The 19,528-nt window shown below is 67.0% G+C and carries 11 protein-coding genes and 1 pseudogene; 7 read left to right on the top strand and 5 right to left on the bottom strand.

Annotation, left to right across the window (positions count from 1 at the left end; translation table 11 throughout):
- The 3 genes from QZ755_RS06860 to QZ755_RS06850 form a co-directional block, all read left to right on the top strand.
- A partial coding sequence (locus QZ755_RS06860) for a glycoside hydrolase family 92 protein (RefSeq protein WP_294321126.1) occupies positions 1–1,653 on the top strand: 1,653 nt, incomplete at its 5' end.
- Positions 1,654–1,919: 266 nt separating this feature from the next.
- A complete protein-coding gene (locus QZ755_RS06855; RefSeq protein ID WP_294321123.1) occupies positions 1,920–4,013 on the top strand; it encodes a hypothetical protein in 2,094 nt (697 codons plus the stop codon).
- Positions 4,010–5,908 (top strand): alpha-L-fucosidase, encoded by a 1,899-nt coding sequence (locus tag QZ755_RS06850; protein WP_294321121.1) that lies wholly within the window; start codon positions 4,010–4,012, stop codon positions 5,906–5,908. Before QZ755_RS06855 ends, QZ755_RS06850 begins: the two co-directional genes overlap by 4 nt.
- 236 nt (positions 5,909–6,144) lie before the next feature.
- Here QZ755_RS06850 and galA read toward each other — a convergent pair whose 3' ends face one another.
- Together galA and QZ755_RS06840 are read right to left on the bottom strand one after the other, a co-directional pair.
- The gene (galA, locus tag QZ755_RS06845) at positions 6,145–9,045 is read right to left on the bottom strand and encodes a beta-galactosidase GalA (RefSeq protein WP_366509164.1); all 2,901 of its coding nucleotides are present in this window, start codon (positions 9,043–9,045) and stop codon (positions 6,145–6,147) included.
- A gap of 14 nt (positions 9,046–9,059) precedes the next feature.
- Positions 9,060–9,803, bottom strand: a complete 744-nt coding sequence (locus tag QZ755_RS06840; RefSeq protein ID WP_294321119.1) for a copper homeostasis protein CutC — start codon at positions 9,801–9,803, stop codon at positions 9,060–9,062.
- A gap of 379 nt (positions 9,804–10,182) precedes the next feature.
- On the opposite strand from QZ755_RS06840, the gene rplJ reads away from it, so the two are divergent.
- A complete protein-coding gene (gene rplJ, locus QZ755_RS06835) occupies positions 10,183–10,698 on the top strand; it encodes a 50S ribosomal protein L10 (protein ID WP_294321118.1) in 516 nt (171 codons plus the stop codon).
- A 48-nt stretch (positions 10,699–10,746) separates the two neighbouring features.
- Positions 10,747–11,124 carry a 50S ribosomal protein L7/L12 gene (gene rplL / locus QZ755_RS06830; RefSeq protein WP_055758810.1) on the top strand — a complete coding sequence of 126 codons (378 nt, stop codon included), beginning with the start codon at positions 10,747–10,749 and terminating at the stop codon, positions 11,122–11,124.
- Between the two features lie 337 nt (positions 11,125–11,461).
- On the opposite strand, the gene QZ755_RS06825 is transcribed toward rplL, so the two are convergent.
- The 3 genes from QZ755_RS06825 to QZ755_RS06815 all read right to left on the bottom strand — a co-directional run bounded on the left by QZ755_RS06825 (position 11,462) and on the right by QZ755_RS06815 (position 13,427).
- Positions 11,462–11,689: a helix-turn-helix transcriptional regulator gene (locus tag QZ755_RS06825; RefSeq protein WP_294321111.1), complete on the bottom strand. Its 228-nt coding sequence runs from the start codon at positions 11,687–11,689 to the stop codon at positions 11,462–11,464.
- Entirely contained in the window at positions 11,689–12,210 is a 522-nt protein-coding gene (locus tag QZ755_RS06820; protein WP_294321108.1) for a DUF2975 domain-containing protein, read from the bottom strand. The genes QZ755_RS06825 and QZ755_RS06820 overlap by 1 nt, the downstream gene beginning before the upstream one ends.
- 65 nt (positions 12,211–12,275) lie before the next feature.
- The gene (locus tag QZ755_RS06815; protein ID WP_294321105.1) at positions 12,276–13,427 is read right to left on the bottom strand and encodes a hypothetical protein; all 1,152 of its coding nucleotides are present in this window, start codon (positions 13,425–13,427) and stop codon (positions 12,276–12,278) included.
- A gap of 325 nt (positions 13,428–13,752) precedes the next feature.
- On the opposite strand from QZ755_RS06815, the gene rpoB reads away from it, so the two are divergent.
- Both rpoB and QZ755_RS06805 read left to right on the top strand, forming a co-directional pair.
- Complete coding sequence (rpoB, locus tag QZ755_RS06810; RefSeq protein WP_294321101.1) at positions 13,753–17,898, top strand: DNA-directed RNA polymerase subunit beta; 4,146 nt, start codon at positions 13,753–13,755, stop codon at positions 17,896–17,898.
- A gap of 131 nt (positions 17,899–18,029) precedes the next feature.
- Positions 18,030–19,528, top strand: a pseudogene (locus QZ755_RS06805) (DNA-directed RNA polymerase subunit beta'); the annotation flags it as partial.

The raw sequence follows: 19,528 nt of genomic DNA, 5'->3' as shown, positions 1-19,528 counted from the left end.
ATCTTCTTTGCGATGCAGCTGTCGCGCAAGCCCGACCGGGTCGAGTTCTTCGGCGACGGCGATGTTCCGGCGGGCGCGAAGGGCGTTGCGGCCAAGCGGGTCAAGGCCGTCCTGCATTACGACGACGCCGGCGCCGCGCCGATCGTAATCCGCACCGGCATCTCGGCAGTAGACCTGAACGGCGCCAAGGCCAATCTGGCTGCCGAGGCGAAGCATTGGGACTTCGACCGTTACGCCCGGTCGGCCCGCGCCGCATGGGCGCGCGAACTGGCTTTGATCCGCTTCGACGGCGGTACCCCGCAACAGCGCACCGTCGCAGCCTCCGCGCTCTACCACGCCTCGATCGGCCCGACGCTCTTCTCCGACGTCGACGGCCGCTATGTCGGCCTCGACCGCCAGACGCATACCGTCCCGCGCGGTGAGGCGGCGTACAGCGCCTATTCGCTGTGGGACACCTATCGCGCCTTCCACCCTTTGCAGACGCTGATCCGGCCGGCGCGTTCGCAACAATTCACCCGCGACCTGATCCGCCAGACGCAGCAAAGCCCGTTCGGGCCCCCCGTCTGGCCGCTGCAGGGCGTCGAGACCGGCTGCATGATCGGCTGGCACGCGGTGCCGGTGATGGCGGAGGCACGGGCGAAGGGCATCGCCGCCGACTATGCCGCCGCCTGGGGGGGCGTGAAGAAGCGCTCGTTCGACTGGACCACGCCGAACCTCGACAACAGCATCGGCGTGCAGGCCTATGACGAACTGGGCTATGCGCCGGCCGACCGCATCTTCGAAAGCGTGTCGAAGACGCTGGAGTTTGCGTACGACGATTATGCCGGCGCGTTCATCGCCGATGCGGCGGGGGATGCCGCAGGCGCCGCGCGGTTGCGCAAACGGTCGGGCAACTGGCGCAACGTATTCGATACCAGGCTGAACTTCGCCCGCGCACGGCTGGCCGACGGCAGCTGGGCCGAACCCTTCGCGCCGAACGGCATCGGCCATTCCAAGAAGTGGCGCGACTATACCGAGAGCAATAGCTGGCAGGCGACGTTCCTCAACCAGCACGACGTCCATGGCCTGATCGCGGCGATGGGCGGCGATACCGCATTCGAGGCGAAGCTGGACGGCCTGTTCACCGCCTCGTCCGAACTGCCCGCCGACGCACCGCCCGACATTTCCGGGCTGGTCGGGCAATATGCGCACGGCAACGAACCCAGCCACCACGTCGCCTATCTCTACGCTTATTGCGGCGCGCCCTATAAGACGCAGGCGATGGTCCGCCGGCTGCTGACCGAAATGTATCACGCCCGTCCCGACGGCATCATCGGCAATGACGATTGCGGGCAGATGAGCGCATGGTACCTGCTCTCCGCTCTCGGCTTCTATCCGGTCGATCCGGTCAGCGCGACCTATGTGCTGGGCAGCCCGTTGTTCGACCGGGCGACGGTGCAGGTCGGCAACGGGCGCAAGCTGGTGGTCGAGGCACGCGGCAATGCCCCCGACCGCCCCTATGTCCGCAGCGTCACCTGGAACGGGCGTCCGTGGACAAAGAGCTGGATCGCGCACGCCGATCTGGTGAAGGGCGGGCGGCTGGTGTTCGAAATGTCGGCGACCCCGAACAAGGCGTTCGGCCGCGATCGCAAGGATCGGCCGGGCGTCAGGTGATCCTCGCCACGCTCCTCGCCACCGCCGCGCCGGTAATGGTGCCGCTGAACGCGGCCTGTGTCGTCGGGACCGACCCGGCGGCGCAGGTCCTGCGCGAACGGCTGGCGGAGCGCGGGACGGTGTGTCCGCGCCCGTCGTCCAAACCCCAGCCGTACCCCCGCGCAGGCGGGGGTCCAGAGCCAAACAGAATCAACGGCTGTGAGTCTCACCCTGGATCCCCGCCTGCGCGGGGATACGGAGTATGCGCGGAAGTCACCATCCGCTTTTTGCCGGCAAAGCTCCCCCCCGAAGCCTTCGCGATCGACACCACGCCCGGCACCATCACCATCCGCGCCGCCACCACCCGCGCGCGCCTGTTCGCCGCCGGCTATCTGCTGCGCCACCTCGACAACCTGACCCTCACCGCCCCCGCCCATATCGCCGAAGCGCCGGCCATGGCCGTACGCGGCACCCAAATCGGCTACCGCGCCAAGAACAACAGCTATGATGCGTGGACCATCCCCATGCTCACCCGGCGGATCGAGGATTTCGCACTGCTGGGCGGCAACCGCATCCAGTTCGTAGCCCCCGTGTCGGACGATGCCGCCACCTCGCCCCTGTCGCCCCTGCCCGCGACCGAGACGCTGATCGCGGTCGCGCAGGCGACGCATCGGCTGGGGATCGACGTCGCGCTCTTCTACCCGTTGCTGCGCGATTACGAAAAGCCGGGCAGCGCCGATGCCGAAGTTGCCGACTTCACCACGCTGGCCGCGAAGCTGCCCGCGCTCGACGCGCTCTACATTCCCGGCGGCGATCCGGGCCATACCGCGCCGGACCGGCTGTTCCCGGTCGCCGGCCGCGTCGCAGCCGCGCTGCGCCGGCGTTTTCCCAAAGCCGAGGTCCTGTTGTCGACGCAGGGGTTCGACGCCGCCGGCCTCGACGCCTTCCACGCGCAGCTGGCAAAGAACCCGCGCTGGCTGACCGCCGTCTTCGTCGGCCCGCAGACCCGCGACAGCATCGCAGAGCATCGCCGCCGCATCGCTGGCCGGTACCCGATCGAGACCTACCCCGACACCGCGCACACGATGCACGCGCAGTTCCCGATCCCCGACTGGCACCCGGCCTTTGCCCTTACCGAAGGCCGTGAGCCGGTGAACCCGCGCCCCGCCGCGACCCGGCGCATCTTCGCATACCTCGCCCCGCAGACGCGCGGCTTCGTGACCTATAGTGAGGGGGTCAACGACGACTGGAACGTGACCCAGTGGTTCCGCCTCGGCTGGAACTTGGCAACGACCGCGGCGGAGGTTGCCGACGACTATGCCCGGATGTTCGTCGGCGACCCGGCCTTCGCCGCCGTGCCGGCCGCGCTGGAGGGCAACTGGCGCGGCGATCCGTCGGCCAATACCGGGATCGATGCGACGCTGGCGCTGTTGGCAGGCATCCGCCCGGCGCGCTGGGCCGACTGGCGCATCGATCTCTATCGCTACCGCGCGACCTATGACGCGCTGGTCCGCCACCGCCTGATCGCGGCGAAGGCCGCGCAGGCCGAGGCGCTTTATACCCTGCGCCAGGCCCCGGCGATCGGTGCGGAGGCCGCCGCCGTCGCCGCGCGCTTCGCCTATGCTCGCCCCGAACCGGCGATCGTCGTGCCGCTGCGCACCGACCTGACCACCATCGCCGACCGGCTATGGACGCGCGCACGGATGCAATTGTCGGTCCCGCGTCATGGCGCATCGAATTGGGAACGCGGCGCGAACCTCGACCGTGCCGCCATCCAGCTGAACGACCGTACCGCCGTCGAAACCGACATCGCCGATGCCCTGCCCCATCCCGACGCCGCTGCCCGGCTGGCGGAGATCGGCGATCCGTGGCGTACGCGCGACATGGCGCTGTACGACGATCTGGGCGACCCGACCGCCGAACCGCATCTGATGCGGGGGGCAGGCTTCGACGCCGATCCGCAATCGATGGAAAGCGCGATCGATGGCGTTGCCGATCACTACCCCGATCAGGGCTGGCGCATGGCGGACCTGAGCTATGCCGAGGGGCTGTACGAAACCCCGGTGCGACTGCGCTATACCGGCTTGGAGCGGAACCGCCGCTACCGGCTGATCGCGCGCTGGTCGGGCGAGGATTACGCCCTGCCGATGCGGCTGACCGGCAACGGTGTCGAACTGCACGGGCCCCGTCCGCGCCAGGGCGACCGCGAGACGGTGGAAACCGCCATCCCGCAAAGCCTTACCGCCACCGGCACGCTCACCCTCGAATGGCATCGCCTGCCCGGAATCGGCGGCGGCGGGCGTGGTCATCAGATCGCGCAGGCCTGGCTGATCCCCGAACCCCTATTCCCCGCAGCAAACGACGCCGGAGTATCGCAATGACCCTTTCCCGCCGCAGCCTGATGGGCAACAGCCTCATCGCCGGCGCCGCCGCCTGCACGCCGCGCGCCGCGATCACACCGGTACCGACCGCGCTGCCCGCGCCATGGGGCGCCACGCCCTCGCCACGCCAGCTGAAATGGCACGACCATCGCCAGTACGGCTTCATCCATTTTTCGATCAACACCTTCACCGACAAGGAATGGGGTTATGGCGACGAGGACCCCAAGCTGTTCAACCCGACCGATTTCGATCCGGATCAGATCGTTGCGGCGGCCAAGGCCGGCGGCCTCACCGGCCTGATCCTGACCGCCAAGCACCATGACGGTTTCTGCCTGTGGCCGACGATGCTGACCGAACATTGCATCCGCAATTCGCCGTACAAGGGCGGCAAGGGCGATATCGTCGGCGAGCTGGAGGCGGCGTGCCGGCGCGGCGGGATCAACTTCGGCGTGTACCTGTCGCCATGGGACCGCAACCGCGCCGATTACGGCACCCCCAGCTACATCACCTATTACCGCGCGCAGCTGACCGAACTCTGCACGCGCTATGGCAAGCTGTTCGAAGTGTGGTTCGACGGCGCGAACGGCGGCGACGGCTATTATGGCGGCGCGCGCGAAACCCGAAAGATCGATGCTCCGGCCTATTACAACTGGCCCTCGATCATCGCGCTGGTCCATCAGTTGCAGCCTGATGCCTGCACCTTCGATCCGCTGGGCGCGGACATCCGCTGGGTCGGGAACGAGGACGGCCATGCCGCAGACCCGTGCTGGCCGACCATGCCGAACCACCCCTATGACCAGACCGAGGGCAATACCGGCGTGCGCGGTGCGCCGCTCTGGTGGCCAGCGGAGACCAACGTCTCGATCCGGCCCGGCTGGTTCTACCATGCCGACGAGGATGCGCAGGTCAAAAGCCCTAGCAAGATCATGGAGATGTACGACCAGTCGGTCGGCCATGGCACGACCTTCCACCTCAACCTGCCGCCTGACCGTCGCGGTCGCATCCACGACCGCGACGTCGCCACGCTGACCGCGTTCGGCGATGCGCTCCGCGCCAGCTTCGCCACCGACCTGGCGGCGGGTGCGGTGGTGACCGCCAGCGCCGATGCCGGCGGCACCGCGCGCAACGTCAACGACGGCAATCCCGACACCTTCTGGCTCGCCCCGGCGGCGGCGACGGACGCGACGATCACCCTCGACCTGCCGCCGGGCCGCAACTTCGACACGGTGCGGTTGCAGGAATGGCTGCCGCTCGGTCTCCGCGTCACCCGTTTCGCGATCGACGTGTCGGACGGTGGCGATCAATGGACGACGGTCACCGAAAAGGACATGGTCGGGCCACAGCGCCTCGTCCGCCTCGCCGCGCCGATCAGCCCGCGCCGCGTCCGCTTTCGCACCATCGCCGCCGAAGCCGGTCCGGCGATCCGCGAATTCGCGCTGTTCCGCTCGGTCGCACCGGTCGACCTGCCGCCGCTGAAGGTCACCGACTCCAGCATCGTCGACCGTGCGGGCTGGACGGTGATCGCCGCCAGCGCCCCCGGCGGCGAAGCGTTGTTCGACGCTTCCCCGCGCACGGCGTGGACCAGCCCCGCCCCGGCATCGCTGACCATCGACATGGGTCGTGCGGAAGAGGTCGCCGGCTTCACGCTGACCCCGACCCGCCATGTCGACCCGAACGCCGCGCCGCCGATGAAATATCGCGTGGAAATCAGTGTCGACGGCAAGACGTGGACGCCGGGCGGCGAAGGCGAGTTCCCCAACATCAACTATGCCCGCGCGACCCAGCGCCTGCCCTTCACCGCTGCGCGGTCGGTGCGCTATCTGCGCTTCGCCTTCCCGCAACCGGCGGTGCCGGCCCCGGTGATCGCCGTCGCGGAGATCGGGGCGTTTCGGTGAGATAGCCACCGCCCTTCCCCCTTCCCCCTTCCCCCTTCCCCCTTCCACCTTCCCCCTTCCCCCTTCCCCCTTCCACCTTCCCCCTTCCCCCTTCCCCCTTCCGTTTGCTTCGAGCGCAGGTTCGAGCTTGTCGAGAACCGAAGTCGAGAAGGCACTGCCCCAAACGGGGCGTTCTCGACGGACGCTTCTCGACAGCCTCGAACCGAACGGCGATGGGGTAAGGGGATGGCGTCCCCTTACCCCTTCGGCGCCAATCGCACCGCCCCGGTAATCCCCGACCGCGCGCCCGGCGCCGCCTCGACTATCACCGCCACGCCCTTCGCACCGGCGGGAACCGGCACCACCAGCGGTCCGGCGGCGGGATCGGTCTTTGCCCCGACCTGCCGTCCGTCGACAAAGACGCTCGCCCGCCCCTCGACCTGCGCGAAGCTGAGCGTGCCCCCTTCCGCCACCACCCGCCGCCGCACCGGAAGCGCGGCGCGGTACAGGCGGAACGACGGCCCGGCTTCTGGTGCAGCCGGCGTGCCGCTGCGGGTAAAGTCCCAACTGTTATTGTCGTTGACCGGCGGGGTCAGGCCGGGATCGGGCGCGGTCGCGAACGATGTCGACCGCCGCCAGCCGAGGATGAAGGCTCCCGGCGGCGTCACCTCCACTTGCGGGCGCGGCGTTGCCGCCACCCGGTCGATCACCAGCCGCGCGGGCCGCAGGCCATCCGCAGTCGCGACGATCGTCACCTTGCCGCGCCCCTCGTCCGCCTGCACGATCATCTGCGCGAGGCCGTTGAACAGCGAGCGCATCGGCGCCTTCTCGCTCTCATGACTGTTGGGATCGCCATTGCCGACCCCGATCAGCGTCGCGCCGTCCACCGTAAAGCGGGTCATCCGGTTCGCGGTCGGAACATGCCGCCCCTTCGCATCAACCGCATCGATCGTGACCGGCACCACGTCCTCGCCATCGCCCAGCATGGCGGTCCGCGCCGGGGTCAGCCGCAGCGCGACCGCCGGTCCGGCCGTTTCATGGACCGCGCGCGCGACCTCACGCCCGCCCTTCAGCGCCACCGCCTCCAACCTGCCCGGCGCATAGGGTACGGTGAAGGCATTGCCCATGATCCGGTCGACCGCCTGTTCACCGATCATCCGTCCGTTCAGTACGACCCGGACACGTTCGGCATTGCTGGTGACGAGCAACTCGACCGGCTGCCCCTCCTTACCGGGCCAGGTCCAGTGCGGCGCGATGCCCACCACCGCCCGATCGTCGATCCAGTGCGCGCGGTGGATATCGTACGCCGTCTTGGGGAACCCGCACAGGTCGAGGATGCCGAAGAAGCTGGCGATGGTCGGCCAGGTGAACGGCGTCGGCTCGCCATGATAGTCGAAGCCGGTCCACACGAACCCGCCGGCGATGAAGCGGCGCTTGGCGATCTCGGCCCAGGCGTCCCGGTGCGTCGCGCCCCACGGCGCCGCCTCGGTATCCATCGACGACATGACATGCGCGGCCTTGTCGGTGGCATAGGCGCCGCGCGTCATGAACGCGCTGGTATCCTCCGACGACGTACTGGGCTTGGCGGGGTTCAGCGCGTGGAACTTGTCGTAATCGCCCTGATAGTAATTGAACCCCATCACATCGACGACGCTCGACACGTTCTGCGGATCGTAGAAGCTGCCGTTCATCGCGGCGGTGACCGGGCGACTGTCGTCCAGCGCATGGACATGGGCGGCCATCCGCCGCACCATCTCGACCCCTGCTTCGGTGCCCTGCATCGGTTCCTCGTTGAACACCGACCACAGGATGATGCTGGGATGGTTGCGATGCGCCCGGACAAGCCATTCCAGCTGCGCCATATTCTCCGGCGCCGGATTGAAGATGCGATTTTCGTTCATGACGACAAATCCCATCCTGTCACACAGCTGATAGAAGGCGTCGGCCTGCGCATTGTGCGAACAGCGGATCGCGTTGACGCCGGTGTCCTTCATCCGCTGCAACCGCCACGCCAGCAGCGCATCGGGCACCGCCACCCCGACCCCGGCATGGTCCTGATGCAGGCACACGCCCTTCAGCTTCACCGGTTGCTCATTCAGCAGGAAGCCCGCATGCGCATCGAAGCGGATCATACGGAACCCGATGGCGATGCGGCGTTCGTCGCCCCTGCCCGGCGCATCGGTGGTGACGCGCACCGTGTAGAGCGTCGGCGTCTCGATCGACCAGCGCTGCGGCTCCGCGACCGGCAGCGACAGCGCGACCTGCGCCTCACCCAGCGGCGTCAGTTCCGCCTGCCCGCGCGCGCTGCCGACGACCTTGCCGGCGGGGTCGAGCAAGTCGACCATCACGGTCGCGCGCGCCACCGTCCGCGCAATACTCTCCAGTGCGACCGTCACCGGCACCTGCCACCGCCCGTCGCTGCCAAGGCGGGGATCGCAATGCACGCCGTCGGTCGCGATCGACACCGGCGAGCGCTTCGCCAGCCAGACATGGCGGTACAACCCGGCGCCTTCATACCACCATCCCTCCATCGCATCGGCGTCGACCCGGATCGCGATGACGTTCAGTTCGTCGCCGAACCGCGCGAACGGGGTCAGGTCGATGGTGATCGCGTTGTAGCCGGAGAAGTTGCGCGCGACGACGCTGCCGTTGATCCAGATCGTCGCGGCGGTCGCGATCGCGCCGAAATGGAGTTCGAGCTTCCGTCCCCGGTCCTCGGGCGCGAGCCGCAGCGTCCGGCGATACCAGCCGATCCCGCGCGGACGATAGCCCTGCGCGACATTCGCCGTCTCGACGAACCCCTGTGCCGATGCCCAGTCGTGCGGCACGCTGACCTCCGCCCAGTCGCTGTCGTCATAGTCCATCGCCGCCGCGCCGCGCGCATTGCCGGCCTTGGCATTGGTATAGGTTTCGTCATGCGTCTGCGGCGCGGGCGGCACGATGTCGCCCTCGTGAAACAGCCAGCCGTGCGACAACAGGATGCGCGACGGGTCCTCCAGCGGCAGCCGCTCGGGCAGGCCGGCGCGCGGCGACAGGCCGTGGAGCAGCCCGCTCTGTTCGGTCCGCGCGGCCTGGGCCGGCAGGGGGAGCGCGCGGGCCGTCAGCGTCCCGGCGGTACCGGCAAGGAGTGTCCGGCGATCGATCGGCATCAAATTCATGTCTTCCTCCCCCTTCAGGCGTCGATCGCGTCGCGCAACGCGCGCACGGTCGTCCGGTCGGTCCGTGCCAGGCCCGGTCCGGCAAAGCCCAGCGCGATCACGCGCGGGTCATCCTGCACCACGGCCACACTTGCCGAGGCATGGACCTCCCTCGCCCCGGTCTGCGCCAGCAACGCCGCGACGTTATCGGGCCGCACGCCCGATCCCGGCATCACCACGATCCGCCCCGCCGCCCGTTCATGCATCGCCCGGATCACGCCGGCGCCGTCGACGGCGCGGGTCGCCCCGCCGGAGGTCAGGATGCGATCGAAACCCAGCGACACTGCCGGCTCGACCGCCGCCACCGGATCCACCAGCAGGTCGACCGCGCGGTGCAGCGTCAGGTCGATATCGCCGCGCAGGCCCCGCACCGCCGCCATCCACTGCGTCGTTGCCGGCCCGTCGATCGCTCCATCCCGCACCGCACCGAAGACGAGGCCATCGACCCCCGCTGCGATCAGCGCCCGCGCATCGGCGATGGCGGCGTCCAGCTCGGATGCGTCATAGGCGAAATCACCCGCGCGCGGCCGGACCATGGCATGAACGCGCACGCCGGCCGCCCGCGCCCGCCCGACCACTTCCGCTACCAACCCCGCCGAAGGGGTCAGCCCGCCGACCGACAGCGCGCCGCACAATTCGATCCGGTCCGCGCCCCCCGCAATCGCCGCGTCGCAGCCGGCAACGCTGTCGATACAGATTTCCAACGTCGTACGCGGCATGGCCCCTCCAGATTTATCTGACTAATGAAGCGTGGCGCGGCGAGGTCAAGCCGGTTCGCGCGCTTGACTTGGAAACGCCCCGCGCGTAAGCGCCCGCTCAGCCGTCGCAGGGGGATTCGTCCGTCGTGCGACGTCCGTCCGAGACAGCAGGTGCGGGTTCCCCGCTTAATGTCCTGCCGAGACGGGGAATGTGTATTCCGCCTGTGCGTGCCGAGGCACGCCGGGCCGGCCATGAAGGTTGTCCTCGCACCCGCGAGGCTCCGCATGGCGACCATGCCCCTCACGGACTTTCGCCCCGGTCGTCGCACTCACGCGACGGGCGGATTGTTCGCGGGCGTTTCCGGTTCTGCCGGGATACGCCCCAGTAAAGGAGAACGGCATGGATCGCACTCAGAAGAGTGAAGCCGTCGCCGAGCTGAACCGCACCTTCAACGAGGTCGGCGTGGTGGTCGTCACCCGCAACCTCGGCATGACCGTCGCCCAGTCGACGGCCCTGCGCAACAAGATGCGTGACGCCGGCGCGAGCTACAAGGTCTCAAAGAACCGTCTTGCCCGGATCGCAGCCGAAGGCACGCCGTACGCGGTGTTGTCGGACCTGCTGACCGGCCCGACGGCGCTGGCGACGTCGACCGATCCCGTCGCTGCGGCGCGGGTCATCAACGACTTCGCCAAGACGAACGACAAGCTCGAGATCGTCGGCGGCGCGATGGGCGGCCAGATCCTCGACGCGAACGGCGTGAAGGCCTTGGCCTCGCTGCCCTCGCTCGACGAACTGCGCGCCAAGCTGGTCGGCCTCATCGTTGCCCCGGCAACGAAGCTGGCGACCATCACGCAGGCACCCGCGGCCCAGGTCGCGCGCGTGCTGTCGGCATATGCGGAGAAGGAAGCAGCCTGATCTGGCGCTTCCCACTGACACAACCCTATCTGATTTACGGAGAATATCATGGCTGACCTGAACGCGATCGTCGAACAGCTGAGCGCGCTGACCGTCCTCGAAGCGGCTGAACTGTCGAAGCTGCTCGAAGAAAAGTGGGGCGTTTCGGCCGCTGCTGCCGTTGCCGCCGCTCCGGCCGCTGGCGGTGGCGCCGCTGCCCCGGCTGCCGAAGAGCAGACCGAGTTCGACGTGATCCTCACCGGCGACGGTGGCAAGAAGATCAACGTCATCAAGGAAGTCCGCGCCATCACCGGCCTGGGCCTGACCGAAGCCAAGGCGCTGGTCGAAGGCGCGCCGAAGGCCGTCAAGGAAGGCGTCAACAAGGACGAAGCCGCCAAGATCAAGGCGCAGCTCGAAGGCGCCGGCGCGACCGTCGAAGTCAAGTAAGCCGCAGTGGGAGAGGCGGAGCAGCACTGCTGCCCCGCACTCCCACAAGGCCGGCGGGCCGCAAGGCCCGACCGACGGGATGGAATTCACTTCCATCCCGGCTCGACCAGAAAAAGGGGGCAGTCCACACCGGACTGCCCCCTTTTTTGTGCCTGCTAGAGAAGGGCTTGCCGATCGGACGCCTTCCGCCCCCGACACGCAGTGCGGCCACCCTACCCTTTATACCAATCCCGTTGCTCGCGTTGCTCCTGGCGGCAAACAACGCGCCCCTGCCGATTAAGGTCATGGCGTCGCCCCGGAACCGCAGTAATTCCTGGCTCCAAACGGGTATCGACGGTCAGTCGCCGCCTTCGTCCTGGTCGCCCGCCGCATGGACCAGAATGTCCCCCGGCTGGCATTCCAGCACGCGGCAGATCGCGTCTAGCGTTGTGAAGCGGATCGCCCGCGCCTTGCCGGTCTTCAGGATCGACAGGTTGGCGAGCGTAATGTCGACCGCCTGCGCCAGTTCGGTCAGCGTCATGCGCCGCGCCTGCAATACTTCGTCGAGGCGGACCAGCACCGCCATCAGACCGTCCCCTCCAGGTCTTCGCGCAGCGCCGCACCCTCTGCGAACACCCGCGCGAGGATGAACGCGACCAGCACGGACAACCAGCCACCGATCGAGATCGACGACCCGTCGATGCGAATGCCCATCCCGGCAAAATTCGGGACGATCAGCAGCAGCGGCACGTCGAGCAACTGGATCGCGAGCAGCGCCCAACCGATCGCCCGTACCCGTCGCGCGTTGGGCGAAGCAAAGGTCTCCCCCGCCAGCACCGTTCGGATGATCGCGACCAGCCGCGAAAAGATGATGTGCGCGGGAACCGACGCCGCAACGCCGAGCAGCAGCAGCGCGCGAATACCGGCCACGACCCGTTCGGCATCGACCGCCGGATATTTCGTCAAGATTCGCCCGGCCAGCAGGTCGTGGAACGGAACGCTGGCGAGCGATCCCAGCAGGAACGCAGCGGCAAAGGCGATATTGAGGACCAGCAGGACGCGCAGCACCACGACGGTGAATCGCAATATCCGGTCACGCCGTACCATGCCGCCCCCTCTCCGTTGCACCAATACTATCCGGTTTATCGATTATCGACAAGCAGATGCAGCGATCAGGTCCGCCGCACCTGACCATGGAGGCGCACCTCCAGCCGGTCGACCATGCGATCGCCGCGATCGGCGAAGATCGGGGCCAGCTTGCCCTGCGGTGCAGCCGGGCCGACCATGAACGCGGCGGTGGTGCGCGACTCGCGCCCGTCTTCCCAGCGATAGCGTGCATCGATCGCGATCATCGGTACGAAAAAGGCCCGGTCGCTGGCGTTCACGAAATTCACCGCCTCGCGGGGCAGTGCCATCGTTGCCTCCAGGTTACGACGCTCCCCGGCTGCCAGAGGGAACGGATCGAGACCGCGCTTGTCGGCATTCTCGAAGAACGCCGCGATCTGTTCGTCCTGCCGGGCATTGGCGGTGATCAGCAACGTAGCGATCCGGACCTCCGCGACCGGCATCGAGGCCGGGTTGCCGACGGTCAGGTCGAAATCGAGCAGCGCGCGATCGCCCTCCAGCCCGACCCGCAAGGGAGCGAGCTGGAATTCAAGGAACGGTCCGGCAGTCGGTGCGACCGGTGCCGGCGGCGGCGCAACCGGAGCGACCGGCGGACGTGCCGGGGCCGGCACGGGGGCAGGCTTCGGCGCGGCGACCGGGGGAACGACCGGAGGCACCGGCTCTGGGGCAAGCATCGGGGCCGGCTCGTACCGGACATCGGCCGTACGCCGACGGGCCAGGGCGAAGGCGACACCACTCGCCACGGCCATCCCGCCTATAAACCACACCCACCACGGCAGCGAGTCATCGGCAGGTGCCGGTGCCACCGCTACTGGAGTCGCGGTGGCGACCGGCGCCGGTGCGGGCGTCGGTTCCGGCGTCGGCAGGGGAAGGACCGGAGGCCCGACATAGGTCGGCTCGGCTGCCGGTACCGGCTCGACACGTGGGGTCGATGTCGGTGTGGGCGTCGGGCGCGGAGCTGTCGGCACGACGGTCGCCCGCGGAATCGGCGTAGCGACGGGACGCGGAGCCGCGAGGGTCGCCCGCGGCGTCGGCGTCACGCGCGGGGTCGGCGTCGCGCTGGGCGTCGGCGACGGGGTCGGCACCGGCTGCGGCGTGATGTCGTAGATCGGGATCGACCCGCCGGGCGACGTCTGCTGCGCGGCGGCGGGCACGGCGAGGATCGCGACGAGGGCCGCGAGCGGAAGCTGAAACTGCATGACATCCCTCAACCGGGGTTTTTGCGTCCGCGTCAGCCTGTCGCGGCATGATATACGATGAACCGAGCCATCTGCACGCCCAGTCGAGATGACATGATCGTCGTGTTGACAGCCCCCGCCCCGGCTTCTATATGGCTTGCTTGCTTCAGGACCGGGAAAGAATGCGTCGTCGCGCAGCGCATTGCATGAATAGGCCTGTCGCCATTCCAGGACGCTCGAACAGCTGCGGCCCCATGTGGGTGACGCGGCTTTCGTCGTCCTGTTTGCACGCCAGCCCGGTGGCCACCGGGCACGAGATTTGACTGTAAGCGAGGCCCACGACCCCATGGCGACTAAGGCAACCGCAACCGGCACGCACAAGCGCCGCATCCGCAAGGTGTTCGGCGACATCCACGAAGTGGTGCAGATGCCGAACCTGATCGAGGTTCAGCGCGAGAGCTATGAACAGTTCCTGCGGTCGGACCCGTCGATCGGCTATGTCTCGGGCCTCGAAAAGACGCTGCGCTCGGTGTTCCCGATCCGCGACTTCGCCGGCACCGCCGAGCTGGACTTCGTCACCTACGAACTGGAAGATCCCAAGTTCGACGTGGAAGAATGCCGTCAGCGCGGCATCACCTATGCAGCGCCGATGCGCGTTACCCTGCGCCTGATCGTATTCGAGGTCGACGCCGATACCGAGGCCCGGTCGGTCCTCGATATCAAGGAGCAGGACGTGTACATGGGCGACATGCCGCTCATGACCGAGAACGGCACCTTCTTCATCAACGGCACCGAACGCGTGATCGTGTCGCAGATGCACCGTTCGCCCGGCGTGCTGTTCGACCATGACCGCGGCAAGACCCACGCCAGCGGCAAGTATCTCTTTGCTGCCCGCGTCATCCCGTATCGCGGGTCGTGGCTCGATTTCGAGTTCGACGCCAAGGACATTGTCAACGTCCGCATCGACCGCAAGCGCAAGCTGCCGGTCACGTCGCTGCTCTATGCGCTGGGCATGACCGGCGAGGACATCCTCAACCACTTCTACAACCGCGTGACCTTCGTCCGTGGCGAAGGCGGCTGGCGCATTCCGTATGCGCCGGAAAACTGGCGCGGCCAGAAGCCGTCGTTCGACATCGTCGATGCGAACACCGGCGAAGTCGTGTTCCCGTCCGGCACCAAGATTTCCCCACGCCTCGCCAACAAGGCGGGCAAGGACGGTCTGACCGACCTGCTGATCCCCACGGAAGAGATCTACGGCCGCTACAGCGCCTATGACCTGATCAACGAACAGACCGGCCAGATCTATATCGAGGCCGGCGACGAGGTTTCGCCCGAGAATCTCGAACTGCTCGACCAGGCCGGCATCGAGCGCATCGAACTGCTCGACATCGACCATGTCTCGACCGGGCCGTGGATTCGCAACACGCTGAACGTCGACAAGGCCGAGGAGCGCGAACAGGCGCTGTCGGACATCTATCGCGTCATGCGCCCCGGCGAACCGCCGACGCTGGAAACCGCCGAAGCGCTGTTCGCAGGGCTCTTCTTCGATCCGGAGCGCTACGACCTGTCGGCCGTGGGCCGCGTGAAGCTCAACATGCGCCTCGACCTCGACACGCTGGATACGGTGACCACGCTGCGCAGCGAGGACATCCTGTCGGTCGTCAAGACGCTGGTCGACCTGAAGGACGGCAAGGGCGAAGTCGACGACATCGACAATCTCGGCAACCGTCGTGTCCGTTCGGTCGGCGAGCTGCTGGAGAACCAGTATCGCGTCGGGCTGCTGCGCATGGAGCGTGCGGTCAAGGAGCGCATGTCGTCGGTCGATGTGTCGACGGTCATGCCGAACGACCTGATCAACGCGAAGCCGGCGGTCGCCGCGGTGCGCGAATTCTTCGGCTCGTCGCAGCTGTCGCAGTTCATGGACCAGACCAACCCGCTGTCGGAAGTGACGCACAAGCGTCGCGTCTCGGCGCTCGGGCCGGGCGGTCTGACGCGTGAGCGCGCCGGCTTCGAAGTCCGCGACGTCCACCCGACCCACTATGGCCGTATCTGCCCGATCGAAACGCCGGAAGGCCCGAACATCGGCCTGATCAACTCGCTGGCTACCTTCAGCCGAGTCAACAAGTACGGCTTCATCGAAACCCCCTATCGTCGCATCATCGACGGCAAGGTGTCGGACGAGGTCGTGTACCTCTCCGCGATGGAAGAGCAGAAGCACACTGTCGCGCAGGCGTCGGCGGCGCTGAACGAGGACGGCAGCTTCGCCGAGGAACTGGTATCGGCGCGTCAGGCTGGCGAATTCCTGATGGCGCTGCCGGAAAACGTCACGCTGATGGACGTCAGCCCCAAGCAGCTGGTGTCGGTCGCGGCCTCGCTCATTCCGTTCCTCGAAAACGACGACGCCAACCGCGCGCTGATGGGTTCGAACATGCAGCGGCAGGCGGTGCCGCTGGTGAAGGCGGAAGCGCCGTTCGTCGGCACCGGCATGGAAGAGACCGTGGCGCGCGATTCGGGTGCGGCGATCTCGGCCAAGCGTGCCGGCGTGGTGGATCAGGTCGATGCCGCGCGCATCGTGATCCGCGCGACCGGTGAGGTCGACGCGACCGAGAGCGGCGTCGACATCTACACGCTGATGAAGTTCCAGCGTTCGAACCAGTCGACCTGCATCAACCAGCGTCCGCTGGTGAAGGTCGGCGACGTGGTGAAAGCGGGCGAGGTCATCGCCGATGGCCCGTCGACCGAGTTCGGCGAGCTGGCGCTCGGCCGCAACGCGCTCGTCGCGTTCATGCCGTGGAACGGCTATAACTATGAGGACTCGATCCTCATCAGCGAGCGGATCGTGAAGGACGACGTGTTCACGTCGATCCATATCGACGAGTTCGAAGTGATGGCCCGCGATACCAAGCTGGGGCCGGAGGATATCACCCGCGACATCCCGAATGTGGGTGAAGAGGCGCTGCGCAACCTCGACGAGGCTGGCATCGTCTATATCGGTGCCGAGGTCGAGCCGGGCGACATCCTCGCCGGCAAGATCACGCCCAAGGGTGAATCGCCGATGACGCCGGAGGAAAAGCTCCTCCGCGCGATCTTCGGTGAAAAGGCCAGCGACGTGCGTGACACCTCGCTCCGCCTGCCGCCGGGCGTGTCGGGTACGGTCGTCGACGTCCGCGTCTTCAACCGCCACGGCATCGACAAGGACGAGCGCGCGATGGCGATCGAGCGCGAGGAGATCGAGCGCCTGAAGAAGGACTCGGACGACGAGCGCGGCATTCTCAACCGTGCCACCTGGTCGCGCCTGCGCGAAATGCTCGAAGGGCAGACCGCGACGGCCGCGCCCAAGGGCGTCAAGAAGGGCGTGGTCATCGACCGCGACCTGCTCGACAGCGTCGAAAAGCACGAGTGGTGGCGCTTTGCCGTCGCCGACGATGCGGCGCAGGGTAACCTCGAAGCGATCAAGGCGCAGTATGACGAGGCGGTGAAGCGCATCACCGACAAGTTCCACGACCGCCGCGAGAAGCTGGAGCGAGGCGACGAACTGCCGCCGGGCGTGCTGAAGATGGTCAAGGTGTTCGTCGCGGTGAAGCGCAAGCTGCAGCCGGGCGACAAGATGGCCGGCCGTCACGGCAACAAGGGCGTCATCTCGCGCATCCTGCCGCAGGAAGACATGCCGTTCCTCGAGGACGGTACGCCGGTCGACCTGGTGCTGAACCCGCTGGGCGTGCCGTCGCGCATGAACGTCGGTCAGATCTTCGAAACGCACCTTGGCTGGGCGGCGCGCAACCTGGGGATGCAGGTCGCACGGTCGCTGCGCGACTGGCGCGAGGCGAACCCGGATGCGGTCGGCGGCGAAATGCCGGCGGCGGTCAAGGATCGCCTGAAGGAGATCTACGGCGATCACTATGCCGAGGACCTCGACACCCGATCGAACGAGCAGCTGGCCGAGCTGGTCCAGAACATCAGCACGGGCGTTCCGATGGGGACCCCGGTGTTCGACGGCGCGCGCGAAAGCGACGTGTCGGACATGCTGCAGCTGGCGGGCTTGCACAGCTCGGGTCAGTCGGTGCTGTTCGACGGGCGTACCGGCGATCAGTTCGACCGGATGGTCACCGTCGGCATCATCTACATGCTGAAGCTGCACCACCTGGTCGACGACAAGATCCACGCGCGTTCGATCGGGCCGTACTCGCTCGTTACCCAGCAGCCGCTGGGCGGCAAGGCGCAGTTCGGTGGCCAGCGCTTCGGGGAAATGGAAGTGTGGGCGCTCCAGGCCTATGGCGCTGCCTACACGCTCCAGGAAATGCTCACGGTGAAGTCCGACGACGTGGTCGGCCGCACCAAGGTCTATGAAGCGATCGTCAAGGGCGACGACACCTTCGAGGCCGGCATCCCCGAAAGCTTCAACGTGCTGGTCAAGGAAATGCGTTCGCTCGGCCTCAACATCGAGTTGAGCAGCATCGAAGAGAACGACGGCCTGGCCGAGGCGGCGGAGTAAGCCTTCCTACTCCCTCTCCCCACAGCGTGGGGAGAGGGTCGGGGAGAGGGGCAGTCCAGCCCACTACCCTCTCCGCACTTCCCCTCTCCCAACCCTCTCCCCTGAAGGAGAGAGGGCTATGAGGTAAGATCATGAACGAACTGACCAATTTCGCGAACCCGGTGGCCAAGCCGGAGACCTTCGACCAGATCCAGATCGGCATCGCCTCGCCGGAGCGCATCCGCTCGTGGTCGTTCGGCGAGATCAAGAAGCCCGAGACGATCAACTATCGCACGTTCAAGCCGGAACGTGACGGCCTGTTCTGCGCGCGCATCTTCGGTCCGATCAAGGATTACGAATGCCTGTGCGGCAAGTACAAGCGCATGAAGTACAAGGGCATCGTCTGCGAGAAGTGCGGTGTCGAAGTCACCGTGTCGAAGGTCCGCCGTGAGCGGATGGGCCATATCGAACTGGCAGCCCCGGTCGCGCACATCTGGTTCCTGAAGTCGCTGCCGTCGCGCATCGGCCTGCTGCTCGACATGCAGCTCAAGCAGCTCGAGCGCGTGCTGTATTTCGAGAGCTACATCGTGATCGAGCCGGGCCTGACCGCCCTCGAAAAATATCAGCTCCTCACCGAGGACGAACTGCTCGACGCGCAGGACCAGTATGGCGAGGACGCGTTCTCGGCCGGGATCGGTGCCGAAGCGGTCAAGCAGATGCTGATCGACCTCGACCTCGAGGGCGAAAAGCGCGACCTGCTCGAAGAGCTGGCCGTCACCAAGTCGGAACTGAAGCCCAAGAAGATCATCAAGCGGCTGAAGGTCGTCGAGAGCTTCCTCGAATCGGGCAACCGTCCGGAGTGGATGATCCTCGACGTCGTGCCGGTCATTCCGCCCGAACTGCGTCCGCTCGTTCCCCTGGACGGTGGCCGCTTCGCGACGTCGGACCTGAACGACCTGTATCGCCGCGTCATCAACCGTAACAACCGCCTCAAGCGGCTGATGGAACTGCGCGCGCCGGACATCATCGTCCGCAACGAAAAGCGCATGTTGCAGGAAGCGGTCGACGCGCTGTTCGACAACGGCCGTCGCGGCCGTACGATCACCGGTGCCAACAAGCGTCCGCTGAAGTCGCTGTCCGACATGCTCAAGGGCAAGCAGGGCCGCTTCCGTCAGAACCTGCTCGGCAAGCGCGTCGACTATTCGGGCCGTTCGGTCATCGTGACCGGCCCGGAGCTGAAGCTGCACCAGTGCGGCCTGCCGAAGAAGATGGCGCTCGAGCTGTTCAAGCCGTTCATCTACGCGCGCCTCGACGCCAAGGGCCTCAGCATGACGCTGAAGCAGGCGAAGAAGTGGGTCGAGAAGGAGCGCAAGGAAGTCTGGGACATCCTCGACGAGGTGATCCGCGAGCATCCGGTGCTGCTGAACCGCGCGCCGACGCTCCACCGCCTCGGCATCCAGGCGTTCGAGCCGGTGCTGATCGAGGGCAAGGCGATCCAGCTGCACCCGCTGGTCTGCTCGGCGTTCAACGCCGACTTCGACGGCGACCAGATGGCCGTGCACGTCCCGCTGAGCCTTGAGGCGCAGCTGGAAGCGCGCGTGCTGATGATGTCGACCAACAACATCCTGTCGCCAGCCAACGGCAAGCCGAT

It is taken from the genome of uncultured Sphingomonas sp. (assembly GCF_913776855.1).
Taxonomy (GTDB): domain Bacteria; phylum Pseudomonadota; class Alphaproteobacteria; order Sphingomonadales; family Sphingomonadaceae; genus Sphingomonas.
The sequence above is the reverse complement of the archived record's forward strand: the minus strand, read 5'-3'. Positions and strand labels throughout refer to the sequence as shown.

Coding starts and splice junctions, on each gene's coding strand:
- QZ755_RS06850 (WP_294321121.1), top strand. CDS start 4,010: ATGACCCTTTCCCGCCGCAGCCTGATGGGCAACAGCCTCATCGCCGGC.
- galA (WP_366509164.1), bottom strand. CDS start 9,045: ATGAATTTGATGCCGATCGATCGCCGGACACTCCTTGCCGGTACCGCC.
- QZ755_RS06840 (WP_294321119.1), bottom strand. CDS start 9,803: ATGCCGCGTACGACGTTGGAAATCTGTATCGACAGCGTTGCCGGCTGC.
- rplJ (WP_294321118.1), top strand. CDS start 10,183: ATGGATCGCACTCAGAAGAGTGAAGCCGTCGCCGAGCTGAACCGCACC.
- rplL (WP_055758810.1), top strand. CDS start 10,747: ATGGCTGACCTGAACGCGATCGTCGAACAGCTGAGCGCGCTGACCGTC.
- QZ755_RS06825 (WP_294321111.1), bottom strand. CDS start 11,689: ATGGCGGTGCTGGTCCGCCTCGACGAAGTATTGCAGGCGCGGCGCATG.
- QZ755_RS06820 (WP_294321108.1), bottom strand. CDS start 12,210: ATGGTACGGCGTGACCGGATATTGCGATTCACCGTCGTGGTGCTGCGC.
- QZ755_RS06815 (WP_294321105.1), bottom strand. CDS start 13,427: ATGCAGTTTCAGCTTCCGCTCGCGGCCCTCGTCGCGATCCTCGCCGTG.
- rpoB (WP_294321101.1), top strand. CDS start 13,753: ATGGCGACTAAGGCAACCGCAACCGGCACGCACAAGCGCCGCATCCGC.